The organism is Litoribrevibacter albus, assembly GCF_030159995.1.
In the GTDB taxonomy this organism is placed as follows: Bacteria; Pseudomonadota; Gammaproteobacteria; order Pseudomonadales; family Litoribrevibacteraceae; genus Litoribrevibacter; species Litoribrevibacter albus.
Window position 1 is genome coordinate 73,016 of record NZ_BSNM01000006.1, and the last position, 21,873, is coordinate 94,888.

21 protein-coding genes are annotated in these 21,873 nt (G+C 46.4%); 8 read left to right on the forward strand and 13 right to left on the reverse strand.

The genetic code is table 11. The annotated features are described in order from the left end of the window. Positions 1 to 37: 37 nt before the first annotated feature. The 3 genes from QQL66_RS05165 to QQL66_RS05175 form a co-directional block, all read right to left on the reverse strand. Positions 38 to 1,117: an amino acid ABC transporter permease gene (locus QQL66_RS05165; protein ID WP_284379583.1), complete on the reverse strand. Its 1,080-nt coding sequence runs from the start codon at positions 1,115 to 1,117 to the stop codon at positions 38 to 40. Positions 1,118 to 1,127: 10 nt separating this feature from the next. Continuing rightward, on the reverse strand, positions 1,128 to 2,306 hold the full coding sequence (locus QQL66_RS05170; protein ID WP_284379586.1) for an amino acid ABC transporter permease: 1,179 nt from the start codon (positions 2,304 to 2,306) through the stop codon (positions 1,128 to 1,130). A 113-nt stretch (positions 2,307 to 2,419) separates the two neighbouring features. Further along, on the reverse strand, positions 2,420 to 3,433 hold the full coding sequence (locus QQL66_RS05175; RefSeq protein ID WP_284379587.1) for an amino acid ABC transporter substrate-binding protein: 1,014 nt from the start codon (positions 3,431 to 3,433) through the stop codon (positions 2,420 to 2,422). 213 nt (positions 3,434 to 3,646) lie between these two features. Between QQL66_RS05175 and QQL66_RS05180 the strand changes: the two genes are divergently transcribed. Continuing rightward, the gene (locus tag QQL66_RS05180; RefSeq protein WP_284379589.1) at positions 3,647 to 4,261 is read left to right on the forward strand and encodes a tRNA-uridine aminocarboxypropyltransferase; all 615 of its coding nucleotides are present in this window, start codon (positions 3,647 to 3,649) and stop codon (positions 4,259 to 4,261) included. A gap of 46 nt (positions 4,262 to 4,307) precedes the next feature. Here the strand turns inward: QQL66_RS05180 and rsmD are convergent, their stop codons facing one another. Beyond that, entirely contained in the window at positions 4,308 to 4,982 is a 675-nt protein-coding gene (gene rsmD, locus QQL66_RS05185; protein WP_284379591.1) for a 16S rRNA (guanine(966)-N(2))-methyltransferase RsmD, read from the reverse strand. 370 nt (positions 4,983 to 5,352) lie between these two features. Here rsmD and ftsY point away from each other — a divergent pair, with 370 nt between their 5' ends. From ftsY to trmB, 6 genes are all read left to right on the forward strand, one after another. Continuing rightward, positions 5,353 to 6,645, forward strand: a complete 1,293-nt coding sequence (ftsY, locus tag QQL66_RS05190) for a signal recognition particle-docking protein FtsY (RefSeq protein ID WP_284379592.1) — start codon at positions 5,353 to 5,355, stop codon at positions 6,643 to 6,645. A 32-nt stretch (positions 6,646 to 6,677) separates the two neighbouring features. Beyond that, entirely contained in the window at positions 6,678 to 7,337 is a 660-nt protein-coding gene (gene ftsE, locus QQL66_RS05195; protein ID WP_284379595.1) for a cell division ATP-binding protein FtsE, read from the forward strand. A gap of 11 nt (positions 7,338 to 7,348) precedes the next feature. Next, complete coding sequence (gene ftsX, locus QQL66_RS05200) at positions 7,349 to 8,473, forward strand: permease-like cell division protein FtsX (protein ID WP_284379598.1); 1,125 nt, start codon at positions 7,349 to 7,351, stop codon at positions 8,471 to 8,473. Between the two features lie 134 nt (positions 8,474 to 8,607). Beyond that, entirely contained in the window at positions 8,608 to 9,471 is an 864-nt protein-coding gene (gene rpoH / locus QQL66_RS05205; RefSeq protein WP_284379599.1) for an RNA polymerase sigma factor RpoH, read from the forward strand. Between the two features lie 158 nt (positions 9,472 to 9,629). After that, positions 9,630 to 10,019 (forward strand): DUF423 domain-containing protein, encoded by a 390-nt coding sequence (locus QQL66_RS05210; RefSeq protein ID WP_284379600.1) that lies wholly within the window; start codon positions 9,630 to 9,632, stop codon positions 10,017 to 10,019. 22 nt (positions 10,020 to 10,041) lie between these two features. After that, complete coding sequence (gene trmB, locus QQL66_RS05215; RefSeq protein ID WP_284379601.1) at positions 10,042 to 10,812, forward strand: tRNA (guanosine(46)-N7)-methyltransferase TrmB; 771 nt, start codon at positions 10,042 to 10,044, stop codon at positions 10,810 to 10,812. A gap of 129 nt (positions 10,813 to 10,941) precedes the next feature. Here trmB and hemW read toward each other — a convergent pair whose 3' ends face one another. Next, entirely contained in the window at positions 10,942 to 12,102 is a 1,161-nt protein-coding gene (gene hemW, locus QQL66_RS05220; protein ID WP_284379603.1) for a radical SAM family heme chaperone HemW, read from the reverse strand. A 207-nt stretch (positions 12,103 to 12,309) separates the two neighbouring features. On the opposite strand from hemW, the gene QQL66_RS05225 reads away from it, so the two are divergent. Continuing rightward, positions 12,310 to 13,938 carry a methyl-accepting chemotaxis protein gene (locus QQL66_RS05225; protein ID WP_284379605.1) on the forward strand — a complete coding sequence of 543 codons (1,629 nt, stop codon included), beginning with the start codon at positions 12,310 to 12,312 and terminating at the stop codon, positions 13,936 to 13,938. 65 nt (positions 13,939 to 14,003) lie between these two features. Here the strand turns inward: QQL66_RS05225 and rdgB are convergent, their stop codons facing one another. The 8 genes from rdgB to QQL66_RS05265 form a co-directional block, all read right to left on the reverse strand. Further along, positions 14,004 to 14,606, reverse strand: a complete 603-nt coding sequence (gene rdgB / locus QQL66_RS05230) for an RdgB/HAM1 family non-canonical purine NTP pyrophosphatase (protein WP_284379607.1) — start codon at positions 14,604 to 14,606, stop codon at positions 14,004 to 14,006. Positions 14,607 to 14,663: 57 nt separating this feature from the next. Further along, entirely contained in the window at positions 14,664 to 15,137 is a 474-nt protein-coding gene (locus tag QQL66_RS05235) for a DUF4426 domain-containing protein (RefSeq protein WP_284379609.1), read from the reverse strand. A gap of 9 nt (positions 15,138 to 15,146) precedes the next feature. Continuing rightward, on the reverse strand, positions 15,147 to 15,740 hold the full coding sequence (metW, locus tag QQL66_RS05240) for a methionine biosynthesis protein MetW (RefSeq protein WP_284379822.1): 594 nt from the start codon (positions 15,738 to 15,740) through the stop codon (positions 15,147 to 15,149). Positions 15,741 to 15,796: 56 nt separating this feature from the next. Continuing rightward, positions 15,797 to 16,948, reverse strand: a complete 1,152-nt coding sequence (gene metX, locus QQL66_RS05245) for a homoserine O-succinyltransferase MetX (protein ID WP_284379611.1) — start codon at positions 16,946 to 16,948, stop codon at positions 15,797 to 15,799. A 140-nt stretch (positions 16,949 to 17,088) separates the two neighbouring features. Next, entirely contained in the window at positions 17,089 to 19,059 is a 1,971-nt protein-coding gene (locus tag QQL66_RS05250) for a dynamin family protein (protein ID WP_284379613.1), read from the reverse strand. Positions 19,060 to 19,295: 236 nt separating this feature from the next. After that, a complete protein-coding gene (locus QQL66_RS05255; RefSeq protein WP_284379615.1) occupies positions 19,296 to 19,889 on the reverse strand; it encodes a YggT family protein in 594 nt (197 codons plus the stop codon). A gap of 132 nt (positions 19,890 to 20,021) precedes the next feature. Further along, positions 20,022 to 20,846 carry a pyrroline-5-carboxylate reductase gene (gene proC / locus QQL66_RS05260; RefSeq protein WP_284379617.1) on the reverse strand — a complete coding sequence of 275 codons (825 nt, stop codon included), beginning with the start codon at positions 20,844 to 20,846 and terminating at the stop codon, positions 20,022 to 20,024. A gap of 36 nt (positions 20,847 to 20,882) precedes the next feature. After that, positions 20,883 to 21,590: a YggS family pyridoxal phosphate-dependent enzyme gene (locus tag QQL66_RS05265; RefSeq protein WP_284379622.1), complete on the reverse strand. Its 708-nt coding sequence runs from the start codon at positions 21,588 to 21,590 to the stop codon at positions 20,883 to 20,885. Positions 21,591 to 21,873 lie beyond the last annotated feature (283 nt).

The window sequence follows — 21,873 nt, forward strand, 5'->3', positions numbered from 1 at the left end:
TCTTTACTCTCAATATTCTTTATGTAAGTCCGGCAAGTTATTTGTGTCCAGTGTGCAGCTTGTTCTCCAGATGCATGCTGTAACGTGACATGCTGAAGCAGAACATCCAGTAGATGAGTGCTGCAAATAGATAGCCTTCGGTTGCAAAGCCCAGCCACTCTGGGTCATTCAACGCGGCTTTCATAATGCCGGACAATTCAAATAGGCCAATGATCAAAATCAGGCTGGTGTCTTTAAACAGCGCAATGAAAGTGTTTACGATGCCTGGAATCACAAGTTTTAAGGCTTGAGGAAGAATAACGAGAGCCATTTTCTGGAAGTAATTTAACCCCAGAGCGTCAGCCGCTTCGTATTGTCCTTTCGGTATGGCCTGAAGACCACCACGAATTACTTCTGCCATGTAGGCAGACTGGAATAAGGTAATACCAATCATAGCTCGTACCAGCTTGTCGAAGCTTACGCCTTCCGGCATAAACAACGGCAGCATGACCGACGCCATAAATAGAATGGTAATAAGTGGTACGCCGCGCATGACTTCAATAAAGGAAATACAAATCCAGCGAATGATTGGCATTTCAGAACGACGCCCAAGTGCTAATAAAACACCGATGGGCAAAGACGCAATGATTCCGACCGTTGCGATGATCAGGGTCAACATCAAGCCGCCCCATTGTTCTGTATCTACCTGCTTGAGGCCAAAGATATTTCCGAAGAACAGCCAGTTCGCAATGATTGGGTAGCCAATCAAAATGAAACCAATCAGCCAGCCTTTTCTTGGGACTCGTTCAATGAACAACGGAATGACCAGTGAAACCAAGAAAGCAAAGGCAAGGTCTACACGCCACTGCTCTTCAGACGGATAGAATCCATACATGAATTGATTCATCCGGGCATCGATAAACACCCAGCATGCCCCTTCACGGGAGCAGTCGGCACTGGTGGTTCCGCTCCAGTCAGCGCTTAAGAACACCCAGTCGATAAGTCCCGGGATTAAGGTAATCAGCGCGTAGCCGACGGCAATGGTTAACAGACTGTTAAACCAATTGGAGAATAGGTTTATTTGAAGCCATCGTAATGGATGCTTCCTGAATGGAGGAGAGTGTATTGGTTCTAACATGGTTCGCCTCCTATCGCTCAACCAGCGCCATGCGCTTGTTGTAGATGTTCATAATTAAAGAAATCACCAAGCTGATGGTTAAGTACACCGCCATTACCATGAAGATAATTTCGATGGCCTGACCTGACTGGTTTAGCGTGGTGCCGGCAAAGATGGAGACTAAGTCCGGATAGCCAATGGCTGTTGCCAACGAGGAGTTTTTCGTCAAGTTCAGGTATTGGCTGGTGAGCGGAGGAATGATGACGCGCATGGCTTGTGGAATGACCACTAAACGCAGCATCTGACTGTTTTTTAGGCCAAGTGCGCGTGATGCCTCCAATTGCCCTTTAGGTACAGACTGAAGACCGGAGCGAACGTTTTCAGCAATAAATGCTGCCGTATAAATGGTCAGTGCCACTAGCAAGGCGGTAAATTCCGGCAGGATAGTGGTGCCACCTTTGAAATTGAAACCACGTAATTCAGGGATATCCCAGGTCAGGGTAGTGCCTGAAATTAGGTAGGTTATGCCCGGAATAGCAATCAGGAGTGCGATTGATGCATAGAACGTATGGAACTGTTGGCCTGTGTCTTCCTGACGCTTATGCGCCCAACGTTTTAGGAACCATATGCCGATCAGGGTAATAAATATACTGGCGATAACAAAACCAATACCGTCACTGAATTGAGGATCAGGAATGTACAAACCACGCACATTTAAGAAAATCGCCTCGCCCCAGGAAATACTTTGTTTGGGATGCGGCATAACCCCGAGTACCGCAAAGTACCAGAAGAAAATCTGAAGCAGCAGCGGAATATTTCGGAAGGTCTCAATGTAAATTGCGGCCAGTCTGGAAATCAACCAGTTGGTGGACAGACGCCCGATGCCAATAAGAAAGCCCAGAAGGGTAGCTAAGATAATGCCTAATACAGAAACCAGCAGGGTATTTAAAATCCCTACGATGAAGGTTCGGCCGTAAGTGTGGGTTTCGTTGTATTCAATCAGAGACTGGATAATTCCAAAGCCTGCTTCTTGATCAAGGAACGCAAACCCGGTGGAAATACCACGGACTTCGAGATTGTGCAGCGTGTTGTTAACAATAAAGGCAAAAAAAGCGATCAGCGCAGTGAGAACCACACCTTGAAAAACGCGCCCTCGGAAGACCGGATCATTCCAAATTTTGCCTGATGGATCTTGATTTGGGGTTTTCATAGGAAACTACATGATAACTGTTTGATTTAAAGGACTCTTTTCAGAGATCTGAATGAATTTGTGCTTCACCAGAAACGAAAACGGGCCCCAATAGGAGCCCGGTTTACCGTACCTTATCGAATTGGTGGCGCGTATAGGAAGCCACCTTTGTTCCACAATGCGTTAATGCCACGCTGGATTTTAAGTGGTGAACCTGCACCTACATTGCGCTCAAACACTTCACCGTAGTTACCAACTTGTTTAACGATGTTGTAAGCCCAATCATTTTCCAGTTTAAGTTTAGAACCTAGCTCACCGGTTACACCCAATAGACGCTGAACGTTAGGGTTAGTGGACTTAGTCATGTCGTCAACATTAGCTTGAGAAACACCTAGTTCTTCTGCATTAATCATTGCATTCAAAGACCACTTGGCAATGTTGAACCACTCGTCGTCACCTTGGCGAACTACAGGGCCTAGAGGTTCTTTCGAGATAACTTCAGGAAGAACCATTGCATCGCTTGGGTTTTTCAGCTTGATTCGGATTGCGTATAGCTGAGATTGGTCACTGGTTAATACATCACAACGGCCGCTATCAAAAGCTGTAGCTGTTTGATCAGAGGTATCAAAAGTGATTGGCTTATAAGACATTTTGTTTGCACGGAAATAGTCAGCCAAGTTCAATTCAGTGGTTGTACCTGCTTGAACACACACAGTGGCGCCATCCAATTCTAGTGCGCTTTTCACACCGATTTTCTTGCTTACCATGAAGCCTTGACCGTCGTAATAGTTTACACCAGCAAAGTTAAGGCCCAGACCTGCGTCACGAGTTAATGTCCAGGTGGTGTTACGGCTTAGGATGTCTACCTCACCAGACTGTAATGCTGTGAAGCGTTCTTTCGCAGTTAGAGGAACGTATTTTACTTTGCTTGCGTCGCCAAACACTGCGGCAGCAACTGCACGACAAGTATCAACATCGATACCTTTCCACTCACCTTTGTCATCGGTATTTGAGAAGCCTGGTAATCCAGTACTTACACCACAGTTGATGAATTTCTTGGACTGAACATCTTCAAGCGTACCAGCCTGAGCTGAAGCGGCTAGTACTAGCGAAGTTGAAACGATCGCAGTTGAAAGAAGTTTTTTCACAATGTGTCTCCCTGTTTAGGATTTTCCCACTGAGTTAATTAAAGTTCTTGTTTGACCATTTAGTTAGCAAAAAAAGAACCAAATTTTCGTTATTATTAGTTTTGAATTGATTTTATTAAAAATATGCCCGAGAAAGGCAGTGGTTTCATATAATGTAGTTTTTTAAAAGCGAAAGGCAAGGTCTATCTTGTCTTAAATTCCATGCAAGGACGTATGTCAAAGACTTATTGTATTGAATGTCGTTTGCTGATTTCTCATTGCATTTGTGCCGATCGACCTGCGTGCGCCAGTAAAATGCACTGGAAACTTTTAATGCATCCGAACGAGGCAAACAAGCGAAGTAACAGTGGTTTTCATGTAAAACGATTGCTGGGTGAAAACGCGTCCGTAATCCCCTGGCAACGCACTCAGCAGCAAAATATGGAGGCCTCATGTGCGTCGTTAGGAAAACCGCCTGTGCTACTTTTTCCTGAAAACTTTGTCAGTGATGAGGCGGCTTGCTATGAGGAATATCAGGCGAGTTGGCAATCACGGCCGTTACTGATTATCGATGCCACCTGGCAGCAAGCTCGAAAAATGTACAGACAATCCGAGTGGTTGCAGTCTCTGGATGTGTGGTCTCTACCGATGGCAAAGCGGGATGAGATTTCACGATTATCGGGATTTGATTATCAACTACGAAAAAATCAGCAGTCGACCGGTTGTTCAACAATTGAAACTGTTGCCTTTGCTATGCATTTGTTAGGGGAGTCTGAAACTGCGGATCAGATGTTGGACTATTTTGACCTGTTTCAGAAAGATTCTAACGATCCCTCTCAAACATCCTGATGATGGTTGGCTTGTGCAACCATCATCTTCGTTCTTCCTATCCGTATTAGCTTAATCGTTCGATTAAGCCATAGTGTGTTTGCCCGGCTTTTTTCTGTTTTATCAGATTCCAGTTCTCGGGTAAGGAGAGTTGTTCGAGTGAAATTTCGGATTCAATGTAAATATGACATCTGGATTTGAAGATCGGGCATTGCTCAAGGTTGTGGCAGCAACTTTCCAACAGTTCCTTTCTGAAGGGCGGGTCTAAGAAGATAAGATCGTACTGGGATGAAAAGGCCTGTGGTTGAGGTGACTCACCATTAAACCCTGACAATTCATACCGTTCTTGAGCACAGCTCAACAGGTTCAGTTGATCTTGTAGAGTACGGCGAACGTCCGGATTTAATTCATTGATATGAACAAACTTTGCGCCACGAGATAAGGCTTCCAATGTTAATGCGCCACTGCCGGAGAATAAGTCCAGGCAGCTGGCTCCTTCCATATAGGGCGATAGCCAGTTAAACAAGGTTTCACGTACGCGATCCAGAGTTGGTCTCAGGCCTTCCGCTGGGTGAAAGTTTAATTTCCGGCTGCGCCATTCACCACCAATAATACGGAGCTGTGAGTTAACAGGTTTAGAGCCAGTTGATTTTAAAGTGGAGGCTTTTGAGCCAGGCCCTTTTGACTGGGCGCCGTGTTTCCCGGCCGGTTTTCTGGAAGTAGCTGTACGTCGACGAGTCATAATGAATTAGCTTGGACTGACACTATTGGATTGAATGATGAATTAGAGTTATCGCTTAACGGTCTTTTATAGCGTGTGAAGAAACCAGATCAGCGGGATCAGTACAAGGATAATTAACCATCGTTGTCGCTTGGTGGGGCGAAAGAATGATTTCTTATGCTCCGGTGGTTTAACCGGCCATTGATCAGACATAGCAAGAGATGATCCCAGTCACTACCTACAACACTACCTACAAAACGTTACGTTCAAAGCTGATTCTTAATGATATTACATAATAGGCTGGTCGTGTTAGGATAGGCGCCTTGTTTTTGTCTTTATATTTTTTGTCTTACCGCGATTTCGTGGATTGATCCTGATTGAGAAGAATTGAATGAGCGAACAGCAACCAAAGAAAGGCTTCTTTAGCCGCTTTAAGAAGTCCGATAAAAAGTCAGCAGACTCTCAACAAACATTCCAGGAACAGGACAATAACCCGCCTGATCAAAGCCATTCAGCATCGTCAGATGCCTCTGCTCACATCCAAACGAATACGGCACCTGCTAACACCTCAGAGCATTCATTACCTTCCGGCTCTGCTGATCACATTGCCCAACAGGCACCGACGTCAACTCCGCATACTGAGGCGGAATCTGATCGGCCAATGGAAGCCAGCTCGATGGAAAGAAGCCCGGTGGAAACTACACCGACAGAAATGAGTCAGGAAACGGCAGAAATCAGCGAAGGCGAAGAAAAAGGACGATTCTTCAAACGTATGAAATCCGGTCTGAGTAAGACCAGAAAAGCCATGTCGTCGGGTATTGGCACGTTATTGCTGGGTCGTCGCGAGATCGATGACGAGTTGTTTGAAGAGCTTGAAATGCAATTGGTAATTTCCGACGTTGGTGTCGAAGCGACCCGCCAAGTGATTGATAACCTGGAACAACGTGTAGAGCGTCAGGAAATGGCGGACGGCCATGCGTTAGTTCGTGCGTTAAAACAAGAGTTGAGCAACATTCTTGAGCCGTGTCAGAGTGCGTTGAATGTCACCAAACCTCAGCAAGGTCCGTTTGTATTGCTAGTGGTTGGTGTTAATGGTGTAGGTAAAACCACGACCATCGGTAAGATGGCGAAGTTCTATCAACAGCAAGGTAAGAGCGTGATGTTGGCGGCGGGTGATACCTTCCGTGCCGCTGCGGTTGAACAGCTCCAAGTGTGGGGTGAACGTAACGACGTGCCTGTTATCGCCCAGCATACTGGCGCGGACAGTGCCTCGGTGATTTATGATGCAGTTGAAGCGGCGAAGGCTCGTGGCACCGATATTATCATTGCTGATACAGCGGGACGTTTGCATAACAAGAGCAACCTGATGGAAGAGTTATCCAAGGTTGTGCGTGTTATGCAGAAACTCGATGCCTCTGCACCTCACGAAGTGTTGTTGGTATTGGATGCAGCAACCGGCCAGAATGCCTTGAGTCAGGCAGAACACTTCCGTAAGGCGGTGGGTGTGACGGGTGTTGCGTTGACGAAATTGGACGGAACTGCCAAAGGTGGTGTGATCTTCGCCATCGCGAAACAACTTGGCTTACCAATTCGCTTTATTGGTGTGGGTGAACAAATTGATGATTTACGCCCGTTCCGATCGGAAGACTTTGTTGAAGCCTTGTTTGAAGACTTGGATATCTAACGTTTAATCAGGGACACAACGTCAGGTAAGACATGATTAAGTTTGAGCAAGTAACCAAACGATATGAAACCGGGCAGGAGGCGTTGTCAAACGTCTCTTTTCATATTGAGCGTGGTCAAATGGTGTTTCTCACCGGACACTCAGGCGCCGGTAAGAGTACCTTGCTGAAACTGATCATGCGCATGGAAACGCCAACCTCTGGCCGGGTTCAGATTGCTGGCCAGAATCTGACGCAGTTAGATCGAAAAGACATTCCTTTTTACCGACGCCATATCGGTGTGGTATTTCAAAATCACCAGTTATTATTCGACCGCTCTGTCTATGAAAATGTGGCGTTGCCGATGCGTATCAGTGGTCACTCCGAACATGACATTGGTAAGCGTGTCAGAGCTGCCTTGGATAAAGTGGGCTTGCTGCATAAGGAAAAAGTCAGTCCGGTTGCTTTGTCGACCGGTGAGCAGCAGCGAGTCGGTATCGCTCGGGCTGTTGTGAACAAGCCCGCGCTGTTATTGGCTGATGAACCGACCGGAAACCTAGACCCTGAGTTGTCTCAAGAAATCATGACCTTGTTTAAAGATTTTCAGCGGGTAGGTGTGACGGTGTTAATCGCCAGTCATGATCATGAGTTGATTCAATCTATGGCTCTGCCGGTGATGACATTGGCTGAAGGCCAGTTGGTCAACTTTAGCTAGGAGTAGTTGGTATGTTCGGAAAGAAAGACAAAGTCCAATCTCCTAAAGCGCCGGTTAAAGGCGCGACGCGCAAAGGGGCGACCCGACCATCTGCTTCACCAAAAGCCGCTTCACCAAAAGCCGGCGCTGTGTCTGCAAAAACACCTGCACCTAGCGCTGCCAAGACACCAAAGGCTGGAAATAAAAAATCCGGTTCTCTTCGCAAACCTTCTTCTTTCTCGACCTTAATTCAATACCATCGTGAGTGTTTGAAGGCGAGTCGGACTCGGCTGACGGATGGGCGCTTGGCGACAGCGATGACCTCTGCTTTGGTGGCGGTGTCGTTAACGTTGCCGATGTTGCTGTTATTAGTGGTATCGAATTTACAGCAGTTAACTACTGGCTGGCAGGATCAATTATCTCTGTCCGTGTATTTGGATTCGGGGATGGCAGATGCTCAGTCCCTCAAGGTCGTGAATCAGGTGCAGTCTCTTGAAAGTGTTGATAGTGTAACGCTGATTTCTCCCGAACAAGGTTTGGAAGAGTTTCAAGGGGTGGCTGGTGCTGAACTGTTGAGTCTGTTTGAGTCAAATCCCTTACCTGCGGTGATCGAGGTCGTTCCTCGTCTTGATGTCGAAGATGAGCAATATCCGCTACGGATGAGAGAGCTGGTGCGTCAGCTGGAAGCATTGAACGGTGTTGATGAGGTGAGCTATGACTTACAGTGGGTGCAACGACTCATTAATTACGTGGGCTTGGCTGAGCGATTTGCCTTGCTGATCGGTATCTTGTTGGCACTGGCAGCAGTGTTGGCAATCAGTAATTCCATTCGTTTGGAGATTGAAAACCGGCGCCAGGAGATTATCGTGATTAAGTTGGTTGGTGGAACAGACAGTTTCATTCGACTGCCTTTTCTCTATAGTGGCTTCTGGTATGGTGTTCTCGGAGCGACGCTGGCCACCGTCTGTTTGTGGTTGATTGGTCTTTGGTTATCGCCCTTTGTTAGTCGCTTGTTATCTCTCTATTCCTCTGATGTCGTCGTAAATTATTTAGGCTTGGTTGATGTGCTGAAGCTGTATCTATGTTCGGTGATTTTGGCTGTTACGGGAGCTTGGTTGGCGGTTTATCGGCATCTTGGTGAAATTGAGCCTGAATGAAAAAAGTTTCATCTTGAGGCTCTTGAAACGAGCTGCAAAACAGTTATATTTGAGAACGGTTGGAACGGGGATGATGGAACTTTCCCTGCAACGTGTAGTCCAACGTAACGGTTCAAAATGGAAACAGGAAAATTATGAGTAAACAGTTACTAGCCGTAGATATGACAACCCCGGGTGCAAATCTGGAGGCGTATATTTCGTCGGTGAGCACAATTCCCGTTCTTACGATTGAAGAAGAACGTGACTTGGCGGAACGTTTGCATTATCAGAACGATTTGGAAGCGGCCCGTCAGTTGGTTATGTCGCATCTGCGTTTCGTGGTTCATATTGCAAGAAGTTACTCTGGTTATGGCTTATCTCAGGCTGACCTGATCCAAGAAGGTAATGTAGGGCTGATGAAAGCCGTTAAACGTTTTGATCCAACTGTGGGTGTTCGATTGGTATCGTTTGCAGTGCACTGGATTAAAGCCGAGATCCATGAGTTCATCTTGAAGAACTGGCGGATTGTGAAAATTGCCACCACAAAAGCACAACGTAAAATGTTCTTCAATCTACGCAGTGCTAAGAAATCTTTGTCTTGGTTTACCAATGATGAAGTCAATGAAGTTGCCAAAGACTTGGGTGTAGAGCCGAAAGTTGTTCGGGAAATGGAAGGTCGCTTGGCCTCTGTGGATACGTCCTTTGACGCTCCGGTTGATGCTGATGATGAGTCGGCGCCAAATGCACCTGTGTATTACCTTGAAGACAAGAGTGCTGATCCTGCGATGCTATTAGAGCATTCTGACTGGACTGAGAATTCAAATACCCGTCTTCAGGAAGCATTGGCTGATTTGGATGAGCGTAGCCAGGACATTTTGATGCAGCGCTGGTTGCAAGAAGAGAAGGCCACCTTGCATGATTTGGCGGATAAGTATGCGGTGTCTGCAGAACGTATCCGTCAATTAGAAAAGAACGCAATGAAGAAATTGAAAGCGGCAATTGAAGAAGACGTTGCCTAAGCGTTCCTGAGTTATAAGAACCGCTCCAGAGTGAGCGGTTTTTTTATGTCTGTGATTTGAGGCCGACCATCCAACTTTTCTTCAGTGATGTCTTTATATCTGTTGGAATCAATTTATAATGCCGAACACTTTTTCATCAGGATCGGATAGGTAGTGGCGTGATTGTTTTTGCAGCACTAAGTGGATTCTTAGCCGTGGCGTTAGGTGCGTTTGGCGCTCATGCGTTAAAGCAGGTGCTATCTCCGGAGATGCTGACTGTGTATCAAACCGCAGTTGAATATCACCTGATTCATTCGGTTTTGTTGTTTGTCGTATCGGCATTAATGCTCACCCATGGGCATCTGCGTTGGTTAAAGCGCAGTGCGTTAGCCTTGGCGATTGGTATACTTCTGTTCTCCGGAAGTTTGTACTTACTTACGTTGTCGGGTATTAAAACGCTAGGCATTGTGACGCCTTTTGGTGGTGTGAGCTTGCTGTTGGGCTGGTTGATGTTGGCTGCGGCGGGTCGTGAATTTTCAAGAATACAGCCTGTGGAAGGCTCGAAATAAGTAAATCTAGTGAGTAAATAAGATGTCAGATTCCATTGAGCAAAAGGCCAATGAAGCGCAGCGCGTCAGTGAAGCGCTAAACGTTAGCGAAGAGCATGGCGTAAATGACGAGCAAAAACGCACACGAACCATTCGTAGCTTTGTAAAGCGTACCGGTCGTATGACTGAAGGTCAGCAACGGGCAATGGACGAACATTGGGGCACTATTGGTCTTTCTCATGCTCAAGGGAAGTTGAATCTGGCAGAATTGTTTGGCCGTGAAGCTCCGTTGGTTGTAGAGGTGGGCTTTGGTAATGGCGACTCTCTGGTTGAAATGGCTCAGAATGAGCCGGACAAAGATTTCATTGGTATTGAAGTGCATGAGCCGGGCGTCGGCCGTTTGGTGAACAATGTAGTGCAATTGGGTTTACCGAACTTAAAAGCCTACTGTCACGATGCTGTCGAAGTGTTTGCTGATTGTATTCCTGATCAATCGATTGCTCGAATGCAGTTGTTCTTCCCTGATCCTTGGCATAAGAAACGTCATCATAAGCGTCGTATTGTGCAGCCTGAATTTGTGGAAGCGGTTCGTCAAAAGCTGGAAATTGGTGGCGTTTGGCACATGGCGACGGATTGGGAACATTATGCTGAGCAGATGATGGAAGTCATGTCCGAAGCCCCAGGTTATGAGAATGTGGCAGAAGCAGGTCAATATGTGCCTCGCCCAGAAACTCGTCCTTTGACCAAGTTTGAACAGCGTGGTGAACGCTTGGGTCACGGTGTATGGGACTTGATGTTTAAACGCGTGGATTAACCGGGACGATCATCTTCTCGTTAGATCTGGAGTGTGAGGTCTCTGCTTGGATGACCTCACGCTTGATTGATTGTATTTATTCTACCGTCTTCTTTTCTCTTTTCTCTTTTCTCTTTTCTCGTCGTTTCCTTAATCCAAAAAACGCTCTAGCAGTTCATTAAGATATATGCGTCCTTTGATGGTTGGCCCAATGATGGATTGCTGTGAGTGTGTATTTATTTCTAGCAACCCTTCTTGGACAGCCTGATCTATTTTGGGTTGGATTGACTCAATTGGGACACCAGTCGCTGCTTGGAATAACTCGGCGGGGAATCCTTGCGTAAGACGCAGGGTATTCATCAAGAACTCTAACGGGATGTCCTCTTGCTCGATGGGCTCAATCGCGGCGGTCGTCGACAGGCGTGATGTGTCCAGGTAATGATTCGGTTGGCGAACTTTGCGGTATCGGAAGATCTGTCCATCGGGTTGGGTGATTTTTCCATGTGCTCCGGCGCCGATGGCCAGGTAATCGCCAAACTGCCAATAGTTCAGGTTATGACGACTTGGGTAGCCCGGTTTGGAATAAGCCGATACTTCGTATTGTTGAAAGCCTGACTTGGCAATAAGTGCCTGACCGGCCTCAATGATGTCACATAAGGTTTCTTCTTCCGGTAACTGAGGTGGTCGGCTGTAAAACTCGGTGTTGGGTTCAATGGTTAATTGATACCAGGATAAATGCGTACATCCCAGTTCGATGGCAGTTTGGAGATCAAAGAGGGCATCATCCAGGGATTGGCCGGGTAAGCCGTGCATTAAGTCGATATTGAAGTTTTCAAAGCCAGCGGCCTTTAACGCGTTGATAGCAGACTGAGCATTTTCTGAAGAATGAATTCGCCCCAGTTGTGTAAGTTTGTCGTTTTGAAAACTTTGTACCCCAACCGACAAGCGGTTAATGCCTGCCTCGTGGTAGCCAATGAAGCGCGACGCTTCCACTGCACCCGGATTGGCTTCCATGGTGATTTCTATATCGTTTGCAAGTGCATGAAAGTTTCTAAGCTCGCTTAATAGCGTTTTATAGAAGTCACTCGACAGTAAACTGGGTGTTCCGCCGCCAATAAAAATACTCTGAATAGGTCGCTCGTATGCCCACGCTTGATCTTGTTCCAAATCGTAGAGCAGCCGTTCTAGATACTCTTTCTCGGGCAGTTCTTCCGGCTTCATTTGATGTGAGTTGAAGTCACAATAGGGACATTTCCTTATGCACCAAGGTGTATGAATGTAGAGGCTGAGCGGTGGTAAGGATGTGGTCATATGAATACTTGCTTAGATGTGGATGGCTGTTAATCTTAAATTCGAATTAAATAAGGGGATTTCTGAATAAGTCCCATCAGTGATTAAGATTTCATCCGGTTTGCCGATAGGGTTAACTGGGGTTTATTTTGGTTGGTTGAATGTCCGTTCCCGGAACGCCAGACCAGTCTGCAATTCTAACAATTAATTAAGCAGTCGGATAATAATATGAAATGGTTTTCCCGTCTCAGTATACGCTGGAAGCTTCAGCTGGGGTTCTTCGTTGTCACTATGTTGACCACGATTTTTAATCGGTGGATGGCGACTCAGGAATTAAATAAAGCAATTGATACGGCCGAAGAGTTTCTTGCTCCTCAAGATTTGATTGATGCGTTGTTAGCGCAAAAAGAGAGCTACATCTTTAACTCAATTTGGGAGTCGGGCATTGAGTTTGCTATTCAGTTCGCCGTCATTGGCTTGGTTGCCAGTATTTTTGTGCGTCCGATTTTAGAACTGATCAGAGGCCTTAAAGCGGTAGGTAAGGGCGATCTGACCCAATCGCTGGAGAGTACCTCTCAAGATGAAATTGGTGTGTTGGTTAATCAGTTTAACCAAATGCTGGAACAACTGAATTCTGTGCTGTCGAAGGTGGACTCAGGATCTTCCTACATGAAGCAGTCGGCTTACCAAATTTCTTTGGTGTCTCAGGAAATTGCGAGTATTGGTCGAGAAGAGAATCACAACTTTGAAAGTGTCGCTAATGTCATTCGAGAGATGCATCAGATTTCAGATCAGGTCATGAATTTGGCAATACAGTCACGAGAAACTTCTGGTGAAGCTCGAAGTTCCGCGATCACCGGGATGAAAGATCTAAGAGCAAATATAGATGACTTGGCGAAGGTGAGTGATCAGATTGAAGATGCCTCGTTGAAAGTCGAAGAATTGAATCAGTCGGCCGAAAAGATTGCGCTGATTGTTGGCAGTATCCGGGACATTGCTGAGCAAACGAACTTGTTGGCACTTAATGCGGCGATTGAAGCCGCCCGAGCCGGTGAGCAAGGGCGCGGGTTTGCTGTGGTGGCGGATGAAGTGCGAGCGTTAGCGGAAAAAACGACCACCTCTTCCGGGGAAATTAATCAAATTATTGAAAACTTCTCAGAGCATGTGGGTGACGTGACTAAGACGATGACACGAGTGGTTAAGCGTGTCAGAAAGAACAGCGATCAATCTGAAGGTATGGTTGAAAATATCTCTGTCATGGAGAGTGGTGCCGTAACCTCGGCGTCTAATGCGGAAGAGATTGAAAACAGTTGTGATCGACAACTGAAAACCTTCAGTGAACTTGAAACGGCGATGGATAAGTTGCTTGGCGGTTTGGAACAGAACAACACCAAGGTGTCGAATACGGCGAATATCAGTGAATCTTTATACCGCCTGACGAATGATATGTCGGCGATGCTGGAAGGCTTTACGTTCTCTCATTGCGCGGCAACGCAAGACTCTTCTTTGGATGATGATCGACGAACCCACCCTCGGGCAAACAGTAACCTGCTTGTGCAATTGCTGCATAATCGCAGTTTGGTGGATGGTTTCTGTTTGGATGTCAGCCTGTCAGGGATGCGAATTTCTTTACCGCTGGAACTTCAGCAAGATCAAGGTGTTGAGCTGCAACTTCGGATGCCTAGTCGGGACATTAAAGATTACAGCCAGCAAGAACCGGTCAGCCTCAAGGCTAAGGTCGTCAGGATTGCGGGGGACACTGACGGTCGATTTATTTATGGACTGAAGTTCAGTCAATTGGATCGTTATCAAAAGACTCAGTTGGAACGATGTGTCGAGTTTTTTGGTGAACTCTAACTTCGTCGAAGTGTTAACGCCGTGTTACTTTGATTTCTAAGTCATGCACGGCGTCCTAAATTAGGTTATGAGTGGTGATAGGCGCCTAGCTTAAGCTTGAACTCGGCCAGCGCTTTGGCTCGATGACTCAGGGTGTTTTTCTGCTCGGGGGTTAACTGTGCAGAGCTGGTTTGAGTTTCCGGTGCCCAGAACAACGGGTCGTAGCCAAAACCATTATCTCCCAACGGTTCTTGCAGGATTTCTCCATGCCATACACCATCACAAATGATCGGGGTTGGATCCTCTGCATGTCTAAAGAACGCAAGGACACAATGGAAGTGTGCTGCACGCTCTTCCGGGTGCTGAACCATTGCATCAAGAAGCTTCTGGTTGTTGTCCTCGTCGGTAGCGTTTTCGCCGGCATAACGAGCAGAGTACACCCCAGGTGCGCCATTCAGTGCATCAACAGATAAACCTGAATCGTCGGCTAACGCTGGTAGCCCGGTTTTTTCGGCCACATAACGCGCCTTCAGAATGGCATTCTCAACAAAGGTAGTACCGGTTTCTTCGGGGGACTCGATATCAAAGTGGCTCATTGGCAATACTTCGATATCGAGCTCGGCCAGAATACGACTTAATTCCTTTATCTTTCTTTGGTTATTGCTCGCTAATACAATCTTTTGGGTCATAACGGGTTGTCGCTCCTGGCCTAAGTTACTTTAGATAGACGTTGCTCTGAATAGGCGTTACTCGGGGTATACCGCTTGTCTAAAGGACAGAGGAAATGCCGGTTGATTCGGATCTGGTTGAATGTCCAGATTGAAAGTCAGAGTGTCTTCCGAAGAGATCTTAAACTCAGCAATGTGATAAATGGCATCACTCTCTATGATCGGGCGGAAGTTCAGGTTGTTGGTTTGTTCAATCAGGTTCTTCACTTTCCCTTTGATAAAGGCTCTGGCTGGTGTCGTCTTGCCATCAGCCCCTTTCTTGAGGACGGTGATGTTTACTACGCCGCGATATTTCGAACGCTGAATGCCATAGCTTTCGGCGACCTTAGGCTGTAGGAAGGAGCTATTAAAGGCGCTGTAATGCACTTCATAATCACCAACGGTGATTTTCTGTTCAGCCCAGCTTAATGAAGCAAAAAGTAATGCAAAACCAATGGTCAGGTATTGAATCAAACGGGAGCGATGAGTTTGGAGAAATTGATAGACGTTCATGACAGACTCCTAACGCTTAGTGATGTGGTAGATAGCTACCTGACCGAGCATGTTAGGCCATAGTCTTACTGCCCAACTGTCTTTGAGTTCGTTATCCACCACGGTGCGATTAACAACTTTGATTCCTTTATCATAGCAGAGAGCTTCAAAGTCTTTGAATGTACAGAGGTGAATATTTGGTGTGTCGTACCAGCTGAATGGTAAGGCTTCAGACATTGGCATTCTGCCTTTGAACAACAAGTAAAAGCGGCAGCTCCAGTGACCAAAGTTTGGGAAGGTGATGATGGCCTCGTCCGCCACTCGAAGCATTTCATCCAACAGTAAATCCGGGCGTTTAACGGCCTGAACTGCTTGGGTCATGACAATGGTGTCGACGCTGTGATCTTCAAAGTTATCCAGCCCTTTGTCTAAGTCCTGCTGAATCACGTTAATGCCTTTACGAATACACTCGGTAATCGCATCTTCTTCAATCTCAAGGCCATAGCCTGTAATGCCTTTGGTCTTGATCAAATGATCCAGTAGCAGCCCTGAACCACAACCCAAATCCAGCACTTGTTGTTTGGGTTGAATCCAGTTGGCAATGATGTCCAGGTCAGCTCTCAGCTTGGTGTCTGTCATGGGTATCTCTGTATATTCAAACGAACGAATAGTGATCCGGGTTAGATCAGTCCTTGGTTACTGGCAACTCGATTCATAAAGGCATCAAAGACTTGCATGTATCGCGGTATCGGTAATAGGAACGCATCGTGACCTTTGTCTGATTCGATTTCTACGTAGCTGACGTCTTTGTCTGCTTCCATTAAGGCATTGACGATCTCTTCTGAACGTTTAGGAGAGAAACGCCAATCGGTGCTGAACGACATCACCATGTATTTGCATTGCGCCTGTTTTAAGCACTCTGCCAGATTGTTATCAAAGGCTGCCGCCGGATCAAAATAATCCAGTGCTTTGGTCATCAACAGATAGGTGTTGGCATCAAACTGGCCGGAGAAGCGTTCACCTTGATAACGTAAATAACTTTCAATTTCGAACTCTGAATCGTAATTGAAGTTCAGCTTACCTGATTTGAGGTCGCGTCCGAATTTCAAGGCCATGCCGTCATCCGACAAATAGGTAATGTGACCGAGCATTCTGGCCTGCATTAAACCGCCTTTTGGAATGGTGTCTTTTTCCAGGTAGTAGCCATCGTGAAATTCCGGATCTTTGACGATGGCTTGGCGAGCAACTTCGTTAAACGCGATGTTCTGGGTGGTCAATTTCGGCGCGGAGGCAATAACAACACAGTGAGCCACTCGTTCCGGGTACTGAATTGACCAGCGAAGCGCTTGCATGCCGCCCAAACTACCACCAACGACAGCGGCCCATTTTTGAATTCCTAAGCGATCGGCCAATCGTGCCTGACTATTGACCCAGTCTCGCACACAAAAAATAGGGAAGTCTGAGCCATAGGGTTTGCCTGTGGCCGGATTGATTGATGTAGGGCCTGTGCTACCGGCACAGCCCCCCAAATTGTTCAGGGCCACCACAAAGAATCGATTGGTATCGATCGGTTTGCCAGGGCCAATGGCACTGTCCCACCAACCGGGTTTTTTGTCCTCGGAAGAGTGGTATCCCGCTGCATGATGGTCGCCACTTAGCGCATGGCAGATCAGTACAGCATTGGAGGCGTCTTCATTAAGGGTGCCATAGGTCTCTACCATTAAATCGTACGCAGGTAATTCTTGTCCTGAACGCAGCTTTAGGGGTTCATCGAACGAATAGACTTGAGGCGTTACAATTCCTACTGAATTCTCTGGGATTTCTGTTGGCATAAGACTTTGTTTTTAGGAAAAAATATAGAAAGGGCAGTCTAAACGGAGAGACTGCCCTGTTCAACTCTTTCCTCGCTTGGGGAAACCTCAATCGCTTGGTGCGTTGAGGTGCGTCAGTGAGGTGACGAGAAAGCGAGGCGTTACCCCGCCTGTAGTTTGCTCTTGGCGGATTGAAGATCAATCACTTTGCTTGGCTTGTTTTGACCCGGCATTTGAATGTCTTTACAGATGGCATCAATCTGACGGATGTTATCTTCAAACTCTTTGAGCATTTTCTCGGTGATCGCCTTTTGCTGCTGGCGCGTTTTTCCGGTTTGGATCAGTTCTTTAAAACGCATCATTTGCTGTTCAAGAATACGTTTGTGTTCATGAGTGTTTTGAACCAAGGGGCGAATCGCTTCGTTTGGCCAATGGTTGATTTCATTGCGAAGCTCACTGTGTAGTTCTTTCACCTGATTCACTAAGGTGCCGATGAAGCGTTTCACTACAATGTGCTGTTCGGTCAGAATGGTTTTCAGGTGAGTACGGAATTTGTCCGCCTGAAGATGCAGCTTATCCAGTTCTTTGATGTAGCGCTCTGAATCAATCTCTGGTGCTTTGATTCGGTCTCCTGATTGCTCGAACCGACCATAGATGCCATTCAGCATGCGGTTAGCCAGCTCCGCTTCCTTATGAAAGTGTTGCAATTCGTTTGAAATATGAAGGAAGAAGCGTTCGATTGCCCGCCCCATGCCTATGGTGCTCCAGCTGCCCAACAATTTATGGTGGGCTTCAAGAATGGCGGTATTCAGCACTTTAGTGGACGCTTTTTCGTTAAGAATTCGCCATTGTTGCTTCACCAGGGATTTGCTGGATTTAATGGTCAGCAGTTTCTTCTGGTAAATGCCGTATTCACGCTTCAGATTATCATTAAGGCGATGGATTTCTTTGGTTTGATCAGGTGCTTTTTCCAACTGCTCAAGTTGGTCGTGCAGCATCTGATAATGCCCTGAAACTGTTGCTCGGCTCGCTAACGCCATTGCTGTAATATCTTTGAGCATCTGGTTTCGGATGATGTGTTCACGGGTCGAAACCAGGCGGTTGGCTAACGCTTTCTCCAGTTGCAGGATGCCGCTTTGCTCTAAGAGTTCTTTGTTCCCTTTTACTTTACCAATGAGCCCTTGTTTAGCGGAAAGCGGCATGATGTCTTCTGCGTTAAGCTGAAGAATTCGGGCCGTATTGTTGTGGACATGGTTGATTGCTTGTTTTACTGAATCCGGACCGTCAAGGTCATCCCACAGTGCATCAATCTTGTTCATCACGGCATACTTCACCATGTATTTGGATTGAGGCAATGAACCAATGTGGGTTTCCCAAACTTCCATATCACTGGCCGTAACGCCGGTGTCGGCGGAGAGCACGAATACAACCGCTTGGGCTTTCGGGAGCATTTTGAGGGTCAGTTCAGGTTCTGAACCGAGTGCGTTCAGTCCTGGAGTATCCAGAATGCGCAGGCCTTTTTTCAGTAACGGATGTTGGATACTGATGATGGCGTGACGCCAGCAAGGAATAATCACCATCCCCTGGGTTTCAGGGCATTTCTCAAGATGTTCAGGATCGAAGCCCAGGTCTCTGGCTTGTTTTGGTGGAACGCTCTTTACTTTGGAAACTTGCTTGAGTGCATCTGCCATGGCTTCCGGGTGCGAAGGATCGATAGGGATCTCATGCCACCAGTCACCTAATTCAGACAGTTCTAACATGCTGCTGCTTGCTTGGCGGGTTTCGATGGGCAGTAGCTTGATATAGCAGCGACTTTCTTTACGATCATAGAAAATTTCAGTCGGGCACATTGTGGTTCTGCCTGCTTTTGAAGGCAGAATGCGCTGGTCATAGTCGGCAAAAAACAGCGCGTTAATCAGTTCCGTCTTGCCGCGAGAGAATTCACCCACAAAGGCAATAAGAATGTCTTCTTGGCCCAGTGTTGTAATGGTTTCCTGAAGACGTGAATTGGCTTCTTCTGTGAGTAACTGATTCTGTTTTAACCAGGCTTCGTAACGTCCAATACTTTCAACTAACGACTGTTTCCAAGCCCAGTGGCTTCCTACCTGGGTGGTGAATTCGTTGTGTGCCATGAACCCAATCCTCGTAATACTGCTAGCTTGTTAGAATAGTTGTTTATTTATTGTACAGATATGTCGATGGTAAACGCTCAAGTATGATCCGACGAACGGTATAGCGCAACAGAATTCCCTCGGGCGAGTAACAATTCCTGTCGTATTGGTAGAAAATCGGGATAGACGGTTAAACGAGGTCAGATATTAAGATGAATAAGCCAGAAGCAGGGGGCTTCTGGCTCAGTAAGAAGGGCTTATAAACCAAGCACTAACTGACTTGGAAGTTGTACTGACGCGGCGAGGTGTCGCACAAAGATTTCAATGACTTGGATAAGTAGGAAAGCCACGATAGGCGATAAATCCAGCATGCCCATGTCAGGCATGACTTTACGAATGCGAGACAGTGCTGGTCCGGTCAGTTGATGAAGCAGTAATACGGCTGGGTTGTAGCTCTGCGGCGCAATCCAGCTCAAGATCACAATGATAAGAATTGAGAACAGATAAATGTTTAATACTGTCTGGATGATAGCTAACACGGCCCACGCGCAGAGGTACAAAATTGGGGGGAACTGACCACCGGTCAGTAATGTGTAGACGAGGCCCATGCCAACCAATTGAACAATCCAGGCCAGCAGTAATGACGCTACATCAATTCCACCGACACCGGGAATAATTCGACGCAAAGGAACCAATAATGGGTTGGTGGCTTTTACAATAAATTGGGAAACGGGATTGTAGAAATCTGCTTTCACTACTTGCAGTAGGAATCTCAGCAAGATCACTAATACGTAAAGGCTTACAAATGTGTTGATGAGCAATAGGGCGACTTCGGTTAATGGGCCTGTCACGAGATGTCCTCTTACTTGATTGTCCTATCCATTTAACGTAACGCACGCCTGAATCATATGGGATGCGATACAGTAGGGCAATGATCAACGCCTGCTTTCTCATTGCCCGTTAGGTTAATGGGGGTGACTCAATTATTTTGCAAGAATTTCTGACAATTCTTCTGATCGATCCGATGCGGCTTGCATTGCCTGTTTAACCAGTGCTTCCAGATTGCCTTTCTGGAAAGTTTGAATGGCTTGCTCTGTGGTGCCCCCTGGGGACGTTACTTTGCGTCTTAGTTCGGAAGGAGCATCATCACTTTCTATGGCCATTCGAGCTGCACCGAGTGCTGTTTGTAAGGTCAGCTGTTTGGCGGTCTCTGCATCCAGTCCTAATGCTTCGCCAGCTTGTTGCATCGCTTCCATAAATAAGAAGTAGTACGCCGGACCACTGCCTGAAACGGCGGTTACCGCATCGATGCCTTGTTCATTTTGAACCCACAGCGTGATACCTACAGCATTCATCAATGTTTCGGCAACGTTGGCTTGTTCATCAGTGACTTCAGCTGTTTTGTACAGACCGGATGCGCCGCATTGCAGCAATGCCGGCGTATTTGGCATGCATCGTACGATGGCCAGTGGTTGACCAATCCAATCTTGCAGCGTCTCGGCTTTGATGCCTGCGGCAATGGAAATAATCAGTGGGTTGTTCTGCTTTAATGTCTCGGCAAGATCGGTAACGACCGATTTAAGCACTTGTGGTTTAACCGAGAGAACCACCACATCCGCTTCCGAAATAGCCTGATGGTTGTCCGTGGTGGTATTGACCTGAAACTCTTGCTCAAGCTTATTCAGACTCTCCTGGTCGATGTTTGTGGCCCACACTTTCTTTGGATCAACCCCTTGCTTGATTAATCCTCCAATAATACTGAATGCCATGTTGCCTGCGCCGATGAATGCAATGCTTGGAGTGCTCATGGGAGATCCTTCTTAAATTGATGATGTCTTTAATGATTATTTCGTTTTGGCCGGTCTTGGACCAAAAATGGCCGTGCCAATTCTAACGATAGTTGCCCCGCACTGTATAGCAGTCTCCATATCGCCTGACATGCCCATCGATAGCGTATCGAATGCTTCAGCAGGCTGATTCTGTTCTGATAAGGCTGCTTTTACTGAGGTAAACAGGTCATGCATTCTGGATAAACTCAGTCTTTGCTGCTCAGGATCATCGGTGGCTTTAGGGATGGCCATCAACCCTCGTAAAGTTAAGCGAGGTAATTGATTGATCTTCAGTGCAGCTTCGATGACCTCTTGTGCGAGAAAACCTGATTTGCTTTCTTCCTGATCAATGTTGACCTGAATGCAGACATTTAATGACGGCATATCCTGGGGGCGTTGGTCGCTCAATCGCTGAGCTATTTTCAAGCGATCGATAGTATGTACCCAATCAAAATGTTCGGCTGCCAGTCGTGACTTATTGGATTGCAGCGGGCCAATGAAATGCCACTCGATATCATAATCTTTCAGTTGTTGGATTTTGTCCGTAGCTTCCTGAATGTAATTTTCACCGAAGGCTTTTTGACCCAGTTGGTGTACTTCTTTAATTTCGTCACTGGTACGTGTCTTACTGACAGCTAATAAGTGAACGCTTTGCCCAAGTGGGCGATCAATGGTATTGATTTGAGATGTTATGGCGTGAAAACGGTCGGCAAGTTGGGTCATGGTATCTGTCGTCGGAGTTGTAATATCTGAAAATGGCTAAGACAAACCTTAAAGTTACGCCTAATATTAATGTCGATATTAAAAAACTCTAGTGGTTAAGTGGATTCTTAGGCTTGTTAATTAATGTAAATGTTAAGAATTGTAATTTAAGTGCTTGATTCGATTTTGAAAAAAGTTAATGCTTTTTTGAAGTGGGTCGTTAAATTGTAGACGTTTTTTGATATTGTCCTACACGTAAGTATTACAAAGTTTCAGAGTGTTGTTATAAATATTGTTGCTATAG

What these genes read in the sequence shown, in the direction of transcription:
- QQL66_RS05165 (WP_284379583.1), bottom strand. Translation starts at nt 1,117, where the DNA reads ATGTTAGAACCAATACACTCTCCTCCATTCAGGAAGCATCCATTACGA.
- QQL66_RS05170 (WP_284379586.1), bottom strand. Translation starts at nt 2,306, where the DNA reads ATGAAAACCCCAAATCAAGATCCATCAGGCAAAATTTGGAATGATCCG.
- QQL66_RS05180 (WP_284379589.1), top strand. Translation starts at nt 3,647, where the DNA reads ATGTCAAAGACTTATTGTATTGAATGTCGTTTGCTGATTTCTCATTGC.
- rsmD (WP_284379591.1), bottom strand. Translation starts at nt 4,982, where the DNA reads ATGACTCGTCGACGTACAGCTACTTCCAGAAAACCGGCCGGGAAACAC.
- ftsY (WP_284379592.1), top strand. Translation starts at nt 5,353, where the DNA reads ATGAGCGAACAGCAACCAAAGAAAGGCTTCTTTAGCCGCTTTAAGAAG.
- ftsE (WP_284379595.1), top strand. Translation starts at nt 6,678, where the DNA reads ATGATTAAGTTTGAGCAAGTAACCAAACGATATGAAACCGGGCAGGAG.
- ftsX (WP_284379598.1), top strand. Translation starts at nt 7,349, where the DNA reads ATGTTCGGAAAGAAAGACAAAGTCCAATCTCCTAAAGCGCCGGTTAAA.
- rpoH (WP_284379599.1), top strand. Translation starts at nt 8,608, where the DNA reads ATGAGTAAACAGTTACTAGCCGTAGATATGACAACCCCGGGTGCAAAT.
- trmB (WP_284379601.1), top strand. Translation starts at nt 10,042, where the DNA reads ATGTCAGATTCCATTGAGCAAAAGGCCAATGAAGCGCAGCGCGTCAGT.
- hemW (WP_284379603.1), bottom strand. Translation starts at nt 12,102, where the DNA reads ATGACCACATCCTTACCACCGCTCAGCCTCTACATTCATACACCTTGG.
- QQL66_RS05225 (WP_284379605.1), top strand. Translation starts at nt 12,310, where the DNA reads ATGAAATGGTTTTCCCGTCTCAGTATACGCTGGAAGCTTCAGCTGGGG.
- rdgB (WP_284379607.1), bottom strand. Translation starts at nt 14,606, where the DNA reads ATGACCCAAAAGATTGTATTAGCGAGCAATAACCAAAGAAAGATAAAG.
- QQL66_RS05235 (WP_284379609.1), bottom strand. Translation starts at nt 15,137, where the DNA reads ATGAACGTCTATCAATTTCTCCAAACTCATCGCTCCCGTTTGATTCAA.
- metX (WP_284379611.1), bottom strand. Translation starts at nt 16,948, where the DNA reads ATGCCAACAGAAATCCCAGAGAATTCAGTAGGAATTGTAACGCCTCAA.
- QQL66_RS05250 (WP_284379613.1), bottom strand. Translation starts at nt 19,059, where the DNA reads ATGGCACACAACGAATTCACCACCCAGGTAGGAAGCCACTGGGCTTGG.
- proC (WP_284379617.1), bottom strand. Translation starts at nt 20,846, where the DNA reads ATGAGCACTCCAAGCATTGCATTCATCGGCGCAGGCAACATGGCATTC.
- QQL66_RS05265 (WP_284379622.1), bottom strand. Translation starts at nt 21,590, where the DNA reads ATGACCCAACTTGCCGACCGTTTTCACGCCATAACATCTCAAATCAAT.